The sequence below is a fragment of the Falsiruegeria sp. JB4-1 genome (assembly GCF_055693495.1).
Genome location: NZ_JBVFTZ010000001.1, coordinates 3787791 through 3804287, shown reverse-complemented (window position 1 = coordinate 3804287; position 16497 = coordinate 3787791). Strand labels below are relative to the sequence as shown.

Annotated in this window: 16 protein-coding genes and 1 pseudogene; 10 read left to right on the top strand and 7 right to left on the bottom strand. The window is 59.1% G+C overall.

Going from position 1 to position 16497, the window contains the following annotated elements; all coding sequences use genetic code 11:
- Positions 1-9: 9 nt before the first annotated feature.
- The 6 genes from pcaF to ACZ1HE_RS19300 all read right to left on the bottom strand — a co-directional run bounded on the left by pcaF (position 10) and on the right by ACZ1HE_RS19300 (position 5831).
- On the bottom strand, positions 10-1212 hold the full coding sequence (gene pcaF, locus ACZ1HE_RS19325; RefSeq protein WP_472623448.1) for a 3-oxoadipyl-CoA thiolase: 1203 nt from the start codon (positions 1210-1212) through the stop codon (positions 10-12).
- A 209-nt stretch (positions 1213-1421) separates the two neighbouring features.
- Positions 1422-2861: an arylsulfatase gene (locus ACZ1HE_RS19320; RefSeq protein ID WP_472623446.1), complete on the bottom strand. Its 1440-nt coding sequence runs from the start codon at positions 2859-2861 to the stop codon at positions 1422-1424.
- A gap of 69 nt (positions 2862-2930) precedes the next feature.
- Complete coding sequence (locus ACZ1HE_RS19315; RefSeq protein ID WP_472623444.1) at positions 2931-3329, bottom strand: carboxymuconolactone decarboxylase family protein; 399 nt, start codon at positions 3327-3329, stop codon at positions 2931-2933.
- 94 nt (positions 3330-3423) lie between these two features.
- Positions 3424-3834: a GFA family protein gene (locus ACZ1HE_RS19310; protein WP_472623442.1), complete on the bottom strand. Its 411-nt coding sequence runs from the start codon at positions 3832-3834 to the stop codon at positions 3424-3426.
- A gap of 21 nt (positions 3835-3855) precedes the next feature.
- A complete protein-coding gene (locus ACZ1HE_RS19305) occupies positions 3856-4947 on the bottom strand; it encodes an aromatic ring-hydroxylating oxygenase subunit alpha (protein ID WP_472623440.1) in 1092 nt (363 codons plus the stop codon).
- Entirely contained in the window at positions 4944-5831 is an 888-nt protein-coding gene (locus ACZ1HE_RS19300) for a MurR/RpiR family transcriptional regulator (RefSeq protein ID WP_472623438.1), read from the bottom strand. The genes ACZ1HE_RS19305 and ACZ1HE_RS19300 overlap by 4 nt, the downstream gene beginning before the upstream one ends.
- 68 nt (positions 5832-5899) lie before the next feature.
- Here ACZ1HE_RS19300 and ACZ1HE_RS19295 point away from each other — a divergent pair.
- The 9 genes and pseudogenes from ACZ1HE_RS19295 to ACZ1HE_RS19255 all read left to right on the top strand — a co-directional run bounded on the left by ACZ1HE_RS19295 (position 5900) and on the right by ACZ1HE_RS19255 (position 15030).
- Positions 5900-8354: pseudogene (locus ACZ1HE_RS19295) on the top strand (FAD-dependent oxidoreductase).
- A gap of 87 nt (positions 8355-8441) precedes the next feature.
- The gene (locus ACZ1HE_RS19290) at positions 8442-9524 is read left to right on the top strand and encodes an alcohol dehydrogenase family protein (RefSeq protein ID WP_472623436.1); all 1083 of its coding nucleotides are present in this window, start codon (positions 8442-8444) and stop codon (positions 9522-9524) included.
- Entirely contained in the window at positions 9521-10099 is a 579-nt protein-coding gene (locus tag ACZ1HE_RS19285; protein WP_472623434.1) for a dimethylsulfonioproprionate lyase family protein, read from the top strand. The genes ACZ1HE_RS19290 and ACZ1HE_RS19285 overlap by 4 nt, the downstream gene beginning before the upstream one ends.
- Positions 10096-11202 carry a mandelate racemase/muconate lactonizing enzyme family protein gene (locus ACZ1HE_RS19280; protein WP_472623432.1) on the top strand — a complete coding sequence of 369 codons (1107 nt, stop codon included), beginning with the start codon at positions 10096-10098 and terminating at the stop codon, positions 11200-11202. The genes ACZ1HE_RS19285 and ACZ1HE_RS19280 overlap by 4 nt, the downstream gene beginning before the upstream one ends.
- Complete coding sequence (locus ACZ1HE_RS19275; RefSeq protein ID WP_472623430.1) at positions 11199-11483, top strand: cupin domain-containing protein; 285 nt, start codon at positions 11199-11201, stop codon at positions 11481-11483. The genes ACZ1HE_RS19280 and ACZ1HE_RS19275 overlap by 4 nt, the downstream gene beginning before the upstream one ends.
- Positions 11480-12589, top strand: coding sequence for a mandelate racemase/muconate lactonizing enzyme family protein (locus ACZ1HE_RS19270; protein WP_472623428.1), 1110 nt, complete (start codon positions 11480-11482; stop codon positions 12587-12589). Before ACZ1HE_RS19275 ends, ACZ1HE_RS19270 begins: the two co-directional genes overlap by 4 nt.
- A complete protein-coding gene (locus ACZ1HE_RS19265; RefSeq protein WP_472623426.1) occupies positions 12586-13689 on the top strand; it encodes a mandelate racemase/muconate lactonizing enzyme family protein in 1104 nt (367 codons plus the stop codon). The genes ACZ1HE_RS19270 and ACZ1HE_RS19265 overlap by 4 nt, the downstream gene beginning before the upstream one ends.
- Before the next feature lie 65 nt (positions 13690-13754).
- Positions 13755-14261 carry an aminotransferase class III-fold pyridoxal phosphate-dependent enzyme gene (locus tag ACZ1HE_RS19260; protein WP_472623424.1) on the top strand — a complete coding sequence of 169 codons (507 nt, stop codon included), beginning with the start codon at positions 13755-13757 and terminating at the stop codon, positions 14259-14261.
- Positions 14262-14277: 16 nt separating this feature from the next.
- Positions 14278-15030 (top strand): aminotransferase class III-fold pyridoxal phosphate-dependent enzyme, encoded by a 753-nt coding sequence (locus ACZ1HE_RS19255; RefSeq protein ID WP_472623422.1) that lies wholly within the window; start codon positions 14278-14280, stop codon positions 15028-15030.
- A 32-nt stretch (positions 15031-15062) separates the two neighbouring features.
- Here ACZ1HE_RS19255 and ACZ1HE_RS19250 read toward each other — a convergent pair whose 3' ends face one another.
- Entirely contained in the window at positions 15063-15281 is a 219-nt protein-coding gene (locus tag ACZ1HE_RS19250) for a DUF1127 domain-containing protein (RefSeq protein ID WP_472623420.1), read from the bottom strand.
- Positions 15282-15600: 319 nt separating this feature from the next.
- Between ACZ1HE_RS19250 and ACZ1HE_RS19245 the strand changes: the two genes are divergently transcribed.
- Positions 15601-16287, top strand: a complete 687-nt coding sequence (locus ACZ1HE_RS19245; RefSeq protein WP_472623418.1) for an FkbM family methyltransferase — start codon at positions 15601-15603, stop codon at positions 16285-16287.
- Positions 16288-16497: the final 210 nt, after the last annotated feature.

Genomic DNA, 16497 nt, shown 5'->3' with positions numbered 1-16497 from the left:
GTTCCCTCCTTAAACTCGTTCCAGGATCAGGGCGGCACCCTGTCCCACACCAACACACATGGTGCACAGCGCATAGCGCCCGCCCGTGCGTTGCAATTGATAGGCCGCCGTCAGCACCAGACGTGCGCCCGACATACCCAACGGGTGCCCGATCGAGATCGCACCGCCGTTGGGGTTAACATGGGGTGCATCATCGGCCACGCCAAGTTCGCGCAGGGTGGCAAGACCCTGGCTGGCAAAAGCTTCGTTCAATTCTATCACATCCATCTGCTCGATGGTCAGACCTGCACGGGCCAACACCTTGCGGCAGGCCGGAACCGGGCCGATGCCCATAACGCGCGGCGCAACACCGGCCACCGACATGCCCACCACACGGGCCATCGGTTTGAGGTTGTTCTTGGCCGCTGCATCTTCATTCGCCATTAGGATCGCGGCCGCGCCGTCATTCACACCCGAGGCGTTACCGGCCGTCACTGTCTTGTCCGGACCGTTAATGCCTTTGAGGTTTGCGAGCTTTTCCTCGGTTGTTCCGGGGCGAGGGTGCTCGTCTGTGTCGAATACGATCGGATCGCCCTTGCGCTGAGGCAGGGTTACAGTTGTGATTTCGTCCTTGAACACGCCGGCTGCGTCCGCCGCCGCCCAACGGGCCTGGCTGCGCGCGGCAAAAGCATCTTGGTCAGCGCGGCTCACACCGTAATCGTCGGCCACGTTGTCAGCTGTCTGAGGCATGGTATCGGTGCCATACATCTCGTGCATCTTCTTGTTCACGAAACGCCAGCCGATGGTGGTATCGTAGACATTGTTTGCCCGGCTGAAAGCGCTGGTGGCCTTGGGCATTACAAAAGGCGCCCGGCTCATGCTCTCAACACCGCCTGCAATGACCATGTCATAGTCGCCCGCTTTGATCCCGCGAGAGGCCATGCCGACTGCGTCCATGCCACTGGCGCACAGACGGTTCACGGTGGTGCCCGGAACATCAATCGGAAGACCTGCCAGCAACCCGGCCATCCGCGCCACGTTGCGGTTGCTTTCACCTGCCTGATTGGCATCGCCAAAGATCACATCGTCAACGGTGGACCAGTCCACATCGGGGTTGCGTTCCATCAGGGCGGCAATTGGCAGCGCAGCCAGATCGTCGGTCCGAACCCCAGACAGGGTTCCGCCGTAGCGTCCGATTGGGGTGCGTTGTGCGTCGCAGATGAAGGCGTCCATTCAGAATAGTCTCCAGTTTTTGGCTGCACCATAAGGTGACCGCTTGGTCGGGTAATAGGTGTGATTATGATTCGCCGCAAGTAAAATGTAACACAAAATGCAAGCATCGTGAAAAATGGTAACATATAGAAATTCGAAAACGCAGTTATCCCCTCTTGGGTAACGTCTCTGGCGTGCCTGTGTCCAAACGCACGCCAACAGGCGGAGCATCAATCAACAGGCGGCGTGTAAGGATCAGGCGTCCCAGGCGCGATGGGCGGATATTGTTCGAAGGTCGCCAAATGTTCACCTAGTTGTGGTAGAGCCTTTTCGGCGACCCAAGTGTACGGAAAAAGAACATTGTCCCGTTCGCCCGGATCGTTCAGCAGGTTATAGACCCGCGGTGTGTCAAAGGAATCCGTCGGGCTGAAAATCGTGGCGTTTTCCTTGAATAGAACCTTCCAGTCCTGCCATTTCACGCCAAAGACCTGCTCTCCCATGTAGACAATCACGCCATCGCGGTTCGAGTTCGGCTGCTCTCCCAGGAAAAACGAGGACTGATCAATGCCGTCAAAGGCCCGGTCTTGTGGGACCGCGCCGCCAGCAAAAGCCGCAAGCGTTGGGAACAGGTCCATGGAATGCACCACCTCGTTGCTGGCCGATCCGGCAGGGATGTTGCCGGGCCATTTGATCGCGAAGGGAACGCGCATGCTGCCCTCGAGGCTGGTGAAAAGTGTACCGCGAAACGGGCCTGCCGTACCTTGCACCGCCGGAGAAGGCGACACATTCGAACTGCCCACTGGCAGGGCCTCGGGGCCGTTGTCGGCCGTGAAAATAACAACCGTATCGTCGCTGACGCCAGCGTCCTCCAAGGCCTGTACCACTCGCCCGATGTAGGTGTCGGTCTGCAACAAGATGTCCGCCCAAACACCATTGCCGGTTGCACCTTCAAACTCTGGATGGGGGATGTTTGGATAATGTGTGTTGGTATAGGCCAGATACAGGAAGAACGGATCGTCGGTCTGGCCCTTTTGGGCGATGAAGTCGATGGCCTTGTTGGTTAGGTCGCCATCGATCAAAGCGCGGTACTCGATGTCATAATCTCGAGCTACTGTTGCGGGTTCTCCAGCTACACCTTGCATGACGACAGGGGCTTCCATGTCTGCCTCTGCAAACCCGCTCAGTGTGCTCCAGACGGTAACATCGGTTGTTTCAACGCCATAAAATTCGTCGAACCCCTGATTTGTTGGGAAACGCCCTTCGGTCCAACCCAGATGCCACTTGCCAAGCATTGCGGTATCATAGCCAGCCTCTTTCAGCATCTCGGCCATCGTAATTTCCCACTGGACCAGACCGTAGACGCCGCCACCCAAAGGGACTGTGTGATTACCGCTACGGATGCCGTATCGGCCCGTCATCGTAGCGGCGCGCGACGGGGTACACTGGCTTTCGACATTGAAATTGGTCAAACGCAAACCCTCGGCGGCCAGCGCATCCATTGCGGGTGTCTCGGTTCCGCGGATAATGCCGCCGCCATTAAACCCGGGTTCACCCCAGCCGAAATTGTCCAAAAAGATGAAGACGATGTTGGGTTTTTCCTGGGCTGAGGCTCCGAGCGACGAAGAAAACGTCAGACTAGCCGCTATCAGGAGACTGCGAAATATCTTCATGAAAGTACCTCCAGATCAACTAGAGGTATTCTAACGTTTGAATGCGAACCTAAGTCAACAGCCTGAGTTCTACGTTGAAAGCTGTCCGGCTTCTTCCAGCACCTTGCGGGCCACGCGGAAGCACTCCAACGATTGAGGCACCCCGCAGTAGATGCCGATCACGTGGATGATGGCCCGGATTTCCTCTTTGGTGACACCGTTGTTCAACGCGCCGCGGCAGTGAATCTCCCACTCATGCATCTTGCCCAAGGCCCCAATCATGGCGAGGTTCATCATTGAGCGTGTCTTGGGCTCGATTACGTCATCACCCCAGCCAAAGCCCCAACACCATGCGGTCATCGCCTCCTGAAAGGGCCGCGTGAACTCGTCGGCCGCGGCCAGGTTCTTTTCCACGTATTCGGCGCCCAAGGTGCCCTTTCGCTGTTCCAGGCCCTTGAGGAACAGATCTTCATTGAACAAGTCGGCCATGTAAGTCTCCATATCGGTCTTGGCTGTTGGTCAGCTTTCAGACGGCCCGAGAGGGGGCCTTGACTTAGAGCTGCGATGGTTCGGGATGTCTCCGCTACAAAGGATCGTCGCCATCCGCAGACCCTTTGTATTTCGGCAACTCGTCGGTGATTGCCATCCATGGCAACCGTTCCGCCCAATGGTAATGGGCCTGAGGTTCAAACAGTTTGGGATCGTCCAGCGTGGCTGCGAACAGATGTGTTTCGTCGGGCCAAATATCCGCTTGATAATAAAGCTGCGTGCCGCAAGCTGCGCAAAACCCCCTATGCACCCCAACCGAAGACTGCCGGTCCGTGATCTTTCCAGTCCAGATCACACTGTCACGTGGAACGTCAAAAAAACTTGTTACCGGGGCAGAGCTGGCTCGTCGGCAACTCTCGCAATGGCAATGCCCTGCCCAAAGGACCGGGCCAGAGGTCTGCCATATGGTCGCACCGCAAGCGCAGCGTCCTGTTCGTTCAGTCAACGCACCTCTCCTTGACGTTTGCTACGGATCAATCGCCTCGCGCATCCATTGTTGCAGCCTAGCAATCGAATGCTCAGACATCACCCCGCCGGATGGGTCCAGGACAAGCGGTCCGGGTCTATAGCCACGCGATTTAAGGCCGCGATAAACCGATTCCACAAGGTGTATGTCTTCCTCGACAGTGGTTTCACGGTCTTGAACAGCAAGTTGTCGGATGACGGCGCTTTCCGACCCACCATCGGTATACCAGCCGCGCCAAACGGTGCAGTGATCGGTGTCGTTGGCGCGCCAGTGATAGGTGTTGAGCACATTGCCCGGATAGCATTGGAACGAAAACATCGGCCAAAGGAACCACGACTGGTAGTCACCCGCATGGGGGACCGACATGTCGATGGGATAGGTCATCTTGTCGAGGGCCTGACATTCGGTAGTGTGGCGCAAGACATAGCCGCCGCCCTCGTCGGGTTTGATGTCATAGGTCTCGGGTTTGACCACACCTTCGGCAAAGGTGGGGTGGTTGGTCGGGCAGTGATAGCACTCCGAATAGTTCTCGATGCTGACTTTCCAGTTACAGTTTTCTGGAACCTCGACCCATTCCAACGGTTCAAGCGCGTCGATGTGGGGCACATAGGTGCGGATTTCTTCGCGCACGCCGGGATACCAGTCGTCCATAGGTGCCGCATCGTCATCAAGATTGACGAAGATGAAGCCGTTGAACACTTCGGTTTGGACCGAGGTCAGGCAAATGGCCGAGCGGTCAAATCCCGGAACTGACTTGATGTTGGGCCCTGCGCGCAACTCGCCTGATAGTTCATAGGTCCACGAGTGGTATGGACACACGACCACACGCGTATTGCCCGCACCGGTGACCATTTCATGCGCGCGGTGTTGGCAAACGTTATAGAAGGTGCGGATTTCACCATCGCGCCCGCGAATGCAAAAGAGGCTCTCACCGGCGATCTCAAAGGCAAAGTAATCCCCGACTTCGCGCACCTGCGCGATATGGCCAGCAAACTGCCACGTGCGGGCCAAAAGTCCCTGCATTTCCTGCTCGAAAATCGCAGGGTCGGTATAATAGCGCGCGTCCAGAGACTGCGTAAGGGGTGCGTTCATTCAGGCTCCTCCGCATATAGGCCCAATTGATGGCGACGACGATGAAACCGCTCGACCCGTTCGACAATCTCATCACTGGAGACGGCCACGACAAAGGACAGCAGTGTTTCCAGCAAGGCGATAGTCGATACGGAGGAGGGGAAGAATTGCGGCGTGTCGGCAGCAACAACAAAACCGTGGTTGGCGTTCAGGATCACCGGGCTGGCCGGGCTGTCGGACAGACCCACCACGGTCATCCCTTGCTCGCGCGCCAGCTTGATCGCTTCGATTACCTCGGTTCGATAGGGATGGCAGGTGATGGCGATCAACACGTCCTGTTCATCCGCCCAGGCCAGATCGTCAATCGCAGTGGACCCCGGCCGTGGGATCGCATGAAACTGCTTCATACCGGTCGAGGCAAGATAGGTGAAATTGCGGGCGTTCGAATTGTTGACGCCAACGCCCAAAGTATAGACCTGCCGTGAACTCCAGATGTCCGTCGCGGCTGCCTTTAGGGTGTCTTCGCTGATTCCGCCAAAGGTCTCTTCAATGTTGCGGATCGCTGCGCCGACCATGTCGGCATAAAGCCCGCCAAGCTCCCCCGATTTACCGATGTCTTGCAGCCAGCGTGCACGGTCGGGAAAGGACACTGTCCCGCGCCTGATTGCATCGCGGAATGGCGCGCGGAAATCCTCGTACCCGTCAAAGCCCACTTGGCGCGCCATGCGCACAAAGGTGTTGGGTTTTACGTTGGCGGCTTCGGCAATCTCGCGCACGGTCGAAACCCCCACGTCCGTGGGGTTTTCCAGCACATAGCGCGCGGCTTTCTGCGCCTCGGGCGTCAGGGCGTCCCATTCCTCGGTCAGGCGGTCCAGAACGGTATATGATACATTTGTGTCATTCATGATTGACGATGGTACAAATGTGGAATTAGCCTGTCGAGAAGAATCGTGATGCATGAAGTGGAAAAATCATGTCCGAGAATAAGCTGCCGTCGCACGCCCGTGTCGTCATCGTGGGTGGGGGCGTCATGGGGGTGGGCCTTGCCTATCATCTGGCGCACGAAGGCTGGAGCGATGTTGTCCTGCTGGAAAAGGGAGAGCTGACGTCTGGCTCGACCTGGCACGCCGCCGAGCCAGATCACCCATTCCACCAGCTCGTTCGGTCTGGGCAAATGCGTGGACTACAACATCGGGCTGTATTCCGGCGCGTTGGAGGCTGAGACCGGGCAGGCGGTGACATGGCACGGCTGCGGGTCGTTCCGGCTCGCCTATACCGAGGATGAAATGGACTGGTTGCGCCACACCCTGTCCGTCGGGCGATCTCTGGGCTTCAACATCGAACTCGTTGGTCCCGAAAAGGTGGCCGAACTGCACCCGTTCTACAATCTCGACGGCGTTTTGGGCGCGCTCCACACACCAGACGACGGCCACGTCGATCCGACCAACGTGACCATGGCCATGGCCGCAGGCGCGCGTGCGCTGGGCGTTAAGATCGTCCGCCGCTGCCGCGCCACAAACATCACCCAAGCTGACACTGGCGAATGGGTGGTTGAAAGCGAGCAGGGCACCATCACCTGCGAGCATGTGGTCAACGCGGGCGGCACCTATGCCCGCCAGATGGGCGAATGGTCCGGCCTGCAACTGCCGATGACTTCGATGACGCACCATTATTTCGTCACCGACCCGGTGCCTGAATTCGAAGGGCTGGACAAGGAGCTCCCGGTCATCCGCGACGACAAGAAGGTCTCGGGTTACATCCGAATGGAGCAGAAACGCGGGCTGATCGGCATCTACGAAAAGGCCAACCCCAATGCGGTTTGGCTGGATGAATGCCCATGGGACTATGAAAACTGGCTGTTCGATGCCGATTATGACCGTGTCATGCCCTGGCTCGAGGAAAGCCTGAACCGCATGCCGATCTTTGCTGAACTGGGGATTTCCCGCGACGTGCACGGGGCCATCTCGCACCCGCCGGATGGCAACCCGCTGATCGGCCCTGCGCCGGGCGTGCGCAACTACTGGTGCTGCTGTGGCACGCAGATCGGTATCGGCTGGGGGCCGGGTCTGACACGTGAGCTGGCGCGCTGGATGGTGCATGGCGCTGCCGATATTTCCATGCGCGAATACGATCCGCGTCGTTTCGGCAGCTATGCCACCAAGGATTGGCAGGTCACCAAGGCCAAAGAAGACTACTGCCTGCGCCACGAAATCCCGTTCCCGCATTTCAATCGCCTTGCAGGGCGACCTGTGAAACCCTCGCCGCTCTATGAGCGGCTTAAGGACAAGGGCGCGGTCTATGAAGAGGTCTATGGCCACGAACGCCCCCGTTGGTTTGCCAAGGATGGTGTGGCGCAGCTCGACCACTATTCGTTCAAGCGCAACGCAGTGCACGATATGGTCGCGACCGAATGCCAAGCTGTGCGCGAGGCCGTCGGCATCATGGACATTTCGGCCTTTACCAAGGTCGAGGTTGCGGGTCCGGGTGCCGAAGCATTGCTCGACCGGCTGACAGCCAACGGCCTGCCGCAAAAGGTGGGTGGCATCGCGCTGACCCATATGCTCAACCGCCGGGGCCGGATCGAGCTGGAAACAACGGCCGTGAAATTGAATGAGGGCCGCTACTACCTCGTCTGTGCCGCCTTCTTTGAGCAGCGCCTGCTGGATCATCTTGAACAGCAGCGTGACGGTGAGGATGCCGAGATCATCCTGCGGTCCAACGACTGGGCCGCCTTGTCAGTCAACGGCCCCGCCGCCCGCGACGTGATGGGGGCCTGTACTGATGCTGACCTGTCCAACGCCGGGTTCAAATGGCTCACCGCGCAAGAAATCGAGGTCGCAGGCCACAAGCTCTGGGCTTTCCGCATGTCCTATGCGGGTGAGCTGGGGTGGGAACTGCACATCCCCCGCGAAAACACCCTTGCCGTTTACGACGCGCTTTGGGCCGCAGGTGAGGCGCATGGCATTACCGACTATGGCTCCTTTGCAATGAACTCACTGCGGATGGAGAAAGGGTTCAAAGGGGCAGGTGAATTGACCAACGAGGTCACACTGGCCGAGGCCGACGTGCTGCGCTTTGCCCGGCAGGACAAAGAGTACTTAGGGAAGGACAAGACGCTCAACACCGATCTGCCTTGGGTCTGCGCCTATCTGGAGATCGAATCCGATGGCGTCGAAGATGGCCATGGCGGTGAGGCTGTGATGCTGAACGGTCAGGTGGTCGGTTCGACTGCGTCCGTCGCCTATGGCCATTCGGTCGGCAAGATCCTGGCCTTTGCCTATGTCAAGCCACACGCTAACCAACCCGGAACCGAGGTTGAGGTCATCGTCGCAGGCAAACCCCGCAAGGGCCGCATCCTGAGCGAACCCGTCTATGATCCGCAAAGCCTGTTGCCGCGCACCGACGCCTCCAAGGTGGCCGCAGAATGACCCAACATTTTCACCCATTTTCAAATACTCCGGGGGAGCCGAAGGCGGGGGGCAATACCCTCCTCTGACCTCGAAAGGACCACTGACATGACCATTCCCGCAACTATGAAGGCCATGGTGCTGACCGGACACGGTGATTTTGACAAATACGAATGGCACGAAGATTGGCCCACGCCCCAGGCGGGGCCGATGGAGGTGGTGATCAAGGTCGGGGCCTGCGGCCTCAACAACACTGACGTGAACACCCGCACGGGTTGGTATTCCAAAGCGGTGGATGAGGCCACAACCGGCGGCGCTTTTGATGAGGTCGACGACGAAGACAGCACCTGGGGCGGCGCGCCGCTGACCTTTCCCCGCATCCAAGGCGCAGATGCTGTCGGCGAGGTCGTTGAAGTCGGCGAAGGTGCCGACCCGGGCCTGATCGGCAAGCGCGTCATGGTGGCGGGATGGCTGCGGGATTGGGATGAGCCGATGAACCGCGATAAGGCGGGATACTTCGGCTCGGAATGCGACGGTGGATACGCAGAATACACCAAAGCCGATGTGCGTGGCATTGCCCCGATCGACTGTGACCTCAGCGACGCTGAACTTGCCACCTTCATCTGCTCGTATGTCACGGCCGAGGGCATGGTGGATCGCGCCAATGTGGGGCTGGGCGACACCGTTTTGATACCCGGCGCATCCGGCGGCGTTGGCGGTGCCTTGATCCAACTTGCCAAACTGCGCGGTGCCCGCACTATTGCAATGGCGTCCGAGGCCAAACACGCCGAGGTCGCCGAGTTGGGGCCGGACGTGATCCTCCCGCGGAACCCTGAAAACCTGCGCAAGGCGCTGAAGGGGGAAAAGATCACCGTGGTCGCTGACGTAGTCGGCGGTGACAACTGGCCCAAGCTGATCGACATTCTGGAACGCGGCGGGCGCTATACGTGCTCGGGGGCTATCGCGGGCCCCATGGTCGAGCTCGACTTGCGAACATTCTATCTGCGCGATCTGACCTTCGTCGGCTCCACGGTGAACCGGCCGAAAAACTTCACCGATGTCGTGAAATACATAGAGGATGGCAAGATCAAGCCAGCTTTGGCCGCGACCTACCCCCTTAATCAGCTTCGAGAGGCCCAGCAGGCCTTTATCAACAAAACCCACACCGGAAACATCGTAGTGATCCCATGACCCTCGACGCTGTCCTTGAAGCCGCCCGGCAATTGCATGCCGCGCACCCAGACCTGAACGAGTTTGCCTCCTGGCCGGATGATCTGACCCCATCTAATTTGCAACCGCGCGCTGTTCCTGCCACCGACTTGGTCGCGAACCTAGCTTTGCCGGGAACCCCGCAAACGGATGCGTTGGTACAGGCGGTCAAGAAGGCCACAGATCTGGCAAGCTGGAAACGCACCTACACCGAGGAAGAAGTCGGCGCCGATTTCCGCAATCGCTATGGCTACTACGAACTCTTCGGCCCCACGGGTCATTTCCACTCCACCCAGTTGCGCGGTTACATCGGGTATTGGGGCGAGGGGTTGAGCTATGACTGGCACAGCCACGAGGCCGAGGAGTTGTATCTCAACATCGCGGGTGAGGCGACATTCTATGCCGATGAGGATCGGGTCAGCGTCCCAGCGGGCGAAACCCGTGCCCACAGCAGCTGGCAAAGCCACGCCATGGTGACAAACGACCAGCCTATCCTGACTTTCGTGCTCTGGCGCGGGGCGGGCATGGCGGATCTGCCAAAGATGGACGCCGCATGAAAATCACCCGCATCCGCGTTTTCCAGACAGATCTGCCTTACGTGGGCGGGGCTTACGTCTGGGGCGCGGGCAATGCGATCAAAGTTGCGCGCGCCTCTGTCGTGGTGATCGATACGGATGCGGGCTTGCAGGGATGTGGTGAGTTCACTCCCTGCGGCGAGAACTACATGGTTGCACACTCCGAAGGGGTGCCTGCGCTCGCCCGTCTGATCGCGCCGCATTTGTTGGGCGAGGACCCTTGTAATGTGGCCCGGATCGAGCAGGTCATGGACCATCTGGTGCAGGGACACGGCTACGCTAAATCGGCGTTTGATGCGGCCTGTTGGGATCTTCTAGGGCAGTCGTTGAACGCACCCCTTTGGGCGGTGTGGGGCGGCAAGCTGACTGATGGTGCGCCCATGTACCGGGTGGCGCCGCAGAAAGGCACCGAAGAGACCATTGCCGAGATGGAGGTGTATCGCGCCCAAGGATATCGCCAGTTCCAGATCAAGGTGGGCGGTGATTGGGCCGCCGATATCGACCGCATCCGGTCCACCGTGCCGCTGCTGAAACCGGGCGAAAAGGCGATGGCGGATGCCAATCAAGGTTGGCGCGTTGACAATGCGATCCGCGTGGCACGCGCGACTAGTGACCTGGATTACATTCTGGAACAACCCTGCCGCACCTATGCCGAATGCCTGCAGGTCCGTGCCCGCACCGATCTGCCGATGAAGCTGGACGAATGCGTGACCGGCATGGCCGTGGCGCAGCAAATCGTTGCAGATCACGCGGCGGAACTCGTTTGCCTCAAGATCTCGAACCTCGGCGGCCTATCCAAAGCTCGCCGTGTGCGCGACTACCTTGTTGAAAACCGCATCCCTGTTGTTGCCGAAGACACCTGGGGTGGCGAGATCACCAGCGCAGCACTTGCCCATTTTGCAGCCACCACACCACCAGAATACATGCACAACACCACCGACCTGATGAACTACAACACCCGTTCGACTGGGGTCGGCGGGCCAGAGGCGCGTGATGGCAAGCTCTATGCATCTGATACTCCCGGGCTTGGTGTTACGCCCGACTTCAACAGCCTCGGCGACCCGGTAGAGGAGTTTACCCAATGACAGACCAAGCCAAAGCCACGCAGATGATCGACGATGAGCGCGTGCGTGTCACCCGGTTCGATTTCACGCCCGGTGCAGAAACCGGCTGGCACCGGCACGCGATGGATTACGTCATCACAGCTGTCACCGACTGCCACATGCGGCTTGAGATGCCGGATGGCACGACAAACGAGGTCACCGTCACGGCAGGCACATCTTATCGGCGCAACGAAGGCGTCGAACACAATGTTATCAACGCCTCGGACCAGCCGATGAGCTTTGTCGAAGTGGAACTGAAATGAAGATCACCCGCATCACGGTCTATCACGTCGACCTGCCGCTCGAGCATCCCTATTGGCTCTCGGGCGGACGGCTCAAGTTCGAAGTATTGGATGCCACGCTGGTCAAGCTTGAAACGGATGAGGGGCTTGTCGGATGGGGCGAGGGCACGCCTTGGGGGCACACCTATGTACCCGCCCATGGCCCCGGCATCCGTGCCGGGATCGAAACCATGGCGCCTTTCATCGTCGGCCTCGACCCGCGCCGTGTGCTGGACGTGGAACGCGCGATGGATCTGGCGCTGCCAGGGCATCTTTATGCCAAATCCCCCATCGACATGGCATGCTGGGACATCGCGGGGCAGGCGGCTGGCCTGCCGATTGCCGATCTGATGGGTGGCGGCTCGCGCACCCCGCGTCCGATTGCGTCTTCTGTTGGGGCCAAGACGGCGGCCGAAACCCGTGCCGTCGTGGACCGTTATCGCCAGCGCGGTTATGTCGCCCATTCCGTCAAGATCGGCGGCGACGTCGAACGCGACATCGAACGCGTCCGCGATATGGAAGACATCCGCCGCCCCGGTGAAATCGTGCTCTATGACGTCAACCGCGGCTGGACTCGTCAGCAGGCGCTGCGCGTGATGCGCGCGACCGAAGACCTGCACGTGATGTTCGAACAGCCGGGCGAAACCCTGGACGACATCGCCGCCATCCGCCCGCTGCATTCCGCGCCGGTCAGCGTTGATGAAAGCCTCGTCACTCTACAAGATGCCGCCCGCATCGCCCGCGATGGTCTGGCCGAAGTCTTCGGCATCAAGCTCAACCGTGTCGGCGGCCTGACCAAAGCCGCCCGCATGCGTGACATCGCGCTGGCACACGGCATCGACATGTTTGTCATGGCCACCGGTGGTTCGGTTCTGGCTGACACCGAGGCGCTGCACTTGGCCGCTACCATTCCCGACGCCAACTGCCATGCGGTTTGGGCCTGCCAGGACATGCTCACGGTGGACATCGCCAATGGTCGCGGTCCCCGCAACATTGATGGCCACCTGCACCTTCCCGAAACTCCTGGCCTCGGCGTGCATCCGGACGAAGCCGCCTTAGGCGATCCGGTTGCGATCTACTCCTCATGAAGCTCACGCGCATCTCTCTGTGGCACATACCGCTCACCAGCCACACCGCCTATTACATGGCCGATGGCAAGACCTGCGACACGGTCGAAACGGTGGTTGTCGCTCTTGAAACCGACACCGGCCTGACTGGATGGGGAGAGGTCTGCCCAATCCCCCACTACCTGCCGGCCTACGCACGTGGCGTTGCACCTGCCGTTCAAGAGATGGCCCCGGTGCTGATTGGCGCTGACCCTGTCGGACCCGAGGCACTGATGGCCAAGCTCGACAAACACCTGCAGGGTCACGTTTATGCCAAATCCGCACTGGACATCGCTCTTTGGGATCTGACCGGCCAGGCCGCCAACCTACCGCTTTATGCGCTGCTTGGCGGGCGCCGAACCGAGACAATGCCGCTTTATCACTCGATCACCTGCATCGCCCCAGATGAAATGGCCCGTATCGCGCAGACCGCTTATCAGACAGGGATACGCCAGTTTCAGGTCAAGCTCGGCGCCGATGCCGATTGGCAAGCAGATGTCGCCCGCCTGCGCCTGGTTCGCGAGGCGGTAGGGGATGGGCCGCTGGTCTATGGTGACTGGAATTGCGGTGCCACCTCACTAGAGGCCTCTCGCGTGGGGCGCGCAGTGGCCGATCTCGACATCATGCTGGAACAGCCCTGCGCCACCGTCGAAGATTGCGCCCGTGTTCGCGTCGCTACAGGCCTGCCGATGAAGCTCGACGAAAACGCCCATGACACAGCCAGCCTGTTGGCGGGTCATGCCCATGGCTGCATGGACGCGGTCGCGTTGAAACTGTCCAAGTTTGGTGGTCTCTCGGCCACGCGCCGCGCTCGCGATCTGTGTCTGCATCTGGGTCCCCGGATGTGTATCGAAGACACCTGGGGCTCGGATATCACCACGGCTGCGCTGCTCCACTTGGGCGCTTCCACCGATCCGGCCCGTGTTATGAACGTCTGCGATCTGTCGGGTTATGTCGCCCCAAGGATTGCCCCGGATGGCCCCACACGAGATCAGGGCCGGATTGCACCACCAGACGGGCCCGGGCTTGGCATCCAACCTGACAAAGATGTGCTCGGTCCGCCCGATCTCATCCTTGACTGATTTTTGACTTTCTGGTCAAAATTTTAAAAACCCAAGGGATTCCCTCCGGCAAAAGGACTGCAGAAATGGATAAAATCCTCTCACAAGCCGACTGGTTCGAGCGCGCCAAGACTGTCCTTCCGGGCGGTGGCTTTGGCAACTTTGATCCGACCTTGTTCATCCGCGATGGCAAAGGCAGCCGGGTCTGGGATGAGAACGGCAAGGAATACGTTGATTTCCTGATTGGGTCGGGTCCCATGTTGTTGGGGCATGGCCATCCAGAAGTGTTGGAGGCGGTCGCCGAACAGCTCCCTAAGGGCATGACATTCTTTGCGAACAACGCGGCCGGGGTCGAGCTGGCTGAAGAAATCTGCCGCGCCGTACCGTGCGCCGACCAAATCCGTTATGTCTCCTCCGGGGGCGAGGCCGATATGTATGCAATCCGCCTGGCGCGCGCCTTCACTGGGCGCGACAAGGTCGTCAAGTTCGAAGGCGGGTATCACGGCATGAGCGCCGAGGCCCAAATGTCGTTGGCCCCCTCGCGCATGGTCAATTTCCCGCAAGCGGTTCCAGACAGCGCCGAGCATCCCTGAAAGTGTGCGGGCCGAGATGCTGATTGCGCCTTTCAACGACCCTGACTACATCCGCTCACTTCTGGCCGAGCATGGTGATCAGGTCGCTGCCATCATCGTCGAACCTCTACAGCGGATCATCCCACCGAAACCGGGTTTCCTGCAGCTGCTGCGCGAAGAGGCCGACAAATACGGTATCGTCCTAATCTTTGATGAGGTCGTTACGGGGTTCCGTTTCTCCTACGGTGGCGCACAAGAACTCTATGGCGTGACGCCGGATGTAGCCACATTGGGCAAGGTGATTGGCGGTGGTTTCCCCTTAGCCGCGATTGCAGGTCGCGCCGACATCATGGCGCATTTCGACAAGGCAACGGTAGGGGCGGACAAGTGGCTGATGCAGCTGGGCACGCTGTCGGGCAACCCGGTGGCAGCCGTTGCGGGCCTCAAGACGATGGAAGTGCTACGCCGCGACGGGGCCTACGACCGACTACGTGCTAATGGTCAACGTCTCATGGATATGGCAAGAGCGGCCCTGACCGCGCGCGGTATCGCGCATCAAATCGTCGGAGATCCAACCTTGTTCGAGATTGTCTTCGCCGACACGCAGCCTCGCGACTACCGCGATGTATTCAACGCTGACACGGTCAAAGCAACCAGGTTCAACGCGGTGTTGATGCAAGAGGGTATTTTCAAAGCGCCCGGCAAAACCTATCCGTCTCTGGCTTTGACCGAGGCTGACTTTGAGCTGACACAGCAGGCATATGAAATCGCTGCAGCATCATTGGTCTAGGAAGCAAGAGGGACCCTATTGGGTCCCAACCCTTACAGAACGTCAGCCATCACGTGGCGGATGATGTTCTCGCGTTTGATACCCCGCGCTTCCAACTCGGGGTCGCTCAAGTTGGACAGCATTTGGATGCGGCGCACTTTCGAGTTCGCCTCGCCGATGTGAACCAAGGCACTCCAGATGCCCACAAAAACATCACCGACGGCTCCCAGGATCGAGGGGACGGTGTGCGAACGCGCGGCGGTAACAGCCATTTTTGAATCTCCCAATACGGGTTTCGGTTGATTGAAAGTTATGCTGCACTTGCAGCATTGAGTAGGGGCAACCTTGGAATAGCCGAATTGCAACGCCTGCAACGGTGTATTTTTCGTGCATGTATGAGGGTGAAATTCGACCAAAAGTTGCGGCCGCGCCAAACGCAATGACTTGCGCGGCACCAGGGGTGCCACGGTACGACTGTCGTAACGGTCAACCCGGTGCCTTGCCCTACGAAATATTATCGCCGTCTCTTGCGTTTTACCTCCCATCTCCGCAGGATGCGGCGCAATGAAACGGGGCATAAGGACCTGAGCAGTGACTGATACTCAAACCGTTGCCGCAGAATGCCTGGGCGTCAAAGTGCCAATGACACGGTTTCTACACGAAAAACGCATAGAGCGGATTAAGAGTGCCCGTTATGAGGGGCAGGAGATCGAAGGGTCACTGCATGTGGTGACGCCCGACGATACGGTCCTGGAAATTGGGGCAGGCATCGGCCTAGTGGGTGCGGTGATTGCCCATAATGCCAAACCCAAAGCCATTCATTCTTTCGAAGCAAACCCCGATCTGTTGGAAGCAATCAACGAACTCTATGAATTGAATGGGCTGCAGGATCGGATTTCAGTTACCAACCAAGTGCTCATTAGTGCCAGTGATCGCCCAGAGACCATGCCGTTTCATGTTCGAAACAGCTACTTGGGATCTTCGCTGCTCAACCCCGGGAACCGGCCTACCAATGTGGTGGATGTGCCCACGGCCTCGTTTTCGCAGGTTTGCGAACAACTAGCGCCCACTGTCTTAGTGATGGATATCGAAGGGGGAGAACTCGAGTTGTTGCGGCACGCTGACCTGAATTGCTTCCGCGCCGTTGTGCTGGAATTCCACCCCGAGGCATATGGCATTGAGGGCATGCGTGAATGCAAAACGATCCTGACCAAGGCCGGGTTTGAGCGCGTTGACGACAAATCGACCCGTACTGTGTGGACCTGCGTGCGCCCCTAGGACTGACGCCGAACGCAGCAGGAAACGGCTCCCGAACCCAAATCCAACCTTACGTCGCTTCGGTGAATTCTCCTTGATCTTGGGGTCAGGGCGGATCACTTTCACGTGGCGGAACAACGTTTCGCAACGTGAAATGACCGCCGAACGTGTCACGAGGAGCGAGCCCTACAATGGCTGGACCAGTCAAGGGGGGCACATGTTCGGCCCACA

Coding starts and splice junctions, on each gene's coding strand:
- pcaF (WP_472623448.1), bottom strand. CDS start 1,212: ATGGACGCCTTCATCTGCGACGCACAACGCACCCCAATCGGACGCTAC.
- ACZ1HE_RS19320 (WP_472623446.1), bottom strand. CDS start 2,861: ATGAAGATATTTCGCAGTCTCCTGATAGCGGCTAGTCTGACGTTTTCT.
- ACZ1HE_RS19315 (WP_472623444.1), bottom strand. CDS start 3,329: ATGGCCGACTTGTTCAATGAAGATCTGTTCCTCAAGGGCCTGGAACAG.
- ACZ1HE_RS19305 (WP_472623440.1), bottom strand. CDS start 4,947: ATGAACGCACCCCTTACGCAGTCTCTGGACGCGCGCTATTATACCGAC.
- ACZ1HE_RS19300 (WP_472623438.1), bottom strand. CDS start 5,831: ATGAATGACACAAATGTATCATATACCGTTCTGGACCGCCTGACCGAG.
- ACZ1HE_RS19290 (WP_472623436.1), top strand. CDS start 8,442: ATGACCATTCCCGCAACTATGAAGGCCATGGTGCTGACCGGACACGGT.
- ACZ1HE_RS19285 (WP_472623434.1), top strand. CDS start 9,521: ATGACCCTCGACGCTGTCCTTGAAGCCGCCCGGCAATTGCATGCCGCG.
- ACZ1HE_RS19280 (WP_472623432.1), top strand. CDS start 10,096: ATGAAAATCACCCGCATCCGCGTTTTCCAGACAGATCTGCCTTACGTG.
- ACZ1HE_RS19275 (WP_472623430.1), top strand. CDS start 11,199: ATGACAGACCAAGCCAAAGCCACGCAGATGATCGACGATGAGCGCGTG.
- ACZ1HE_RS19270 (WP_472623428.1), top strand. CDS start 11,480: ATGAAGATCACCCGCATCACGGTCTATCACGTCGACCTGCCGCTCGAG.
- ACZ1HE_RS19265 (WP_472623426.1), top strand. CDS start 12,586: ATGAAGCTCACGCGCATCTCTCTGTGGCACATACCGCTCACCAGCCAC.
- ACZ1HE_RS19260 (WP_472623424.1), top strand. CDS start 13,755: ATGGATAAAATCCTCTCACAAGCCGACTGGTTCGAGCGCGCCAAGACT.
- ACZ1HE_RS19255 (WP_472623422.1), top strand. CDS start 14,278: ATGCTGATTGCGCCTTTCAACGACCCTGACTACATCCGCTCACTTCTG.
- ACZ1HE_RS19250 (WP_472623420.1), bottom strand. CDS start 15,281: ATGGCTGTTACCGCCGCGCGTTCGCACACCGTCCCCTCGATCCTGGGA.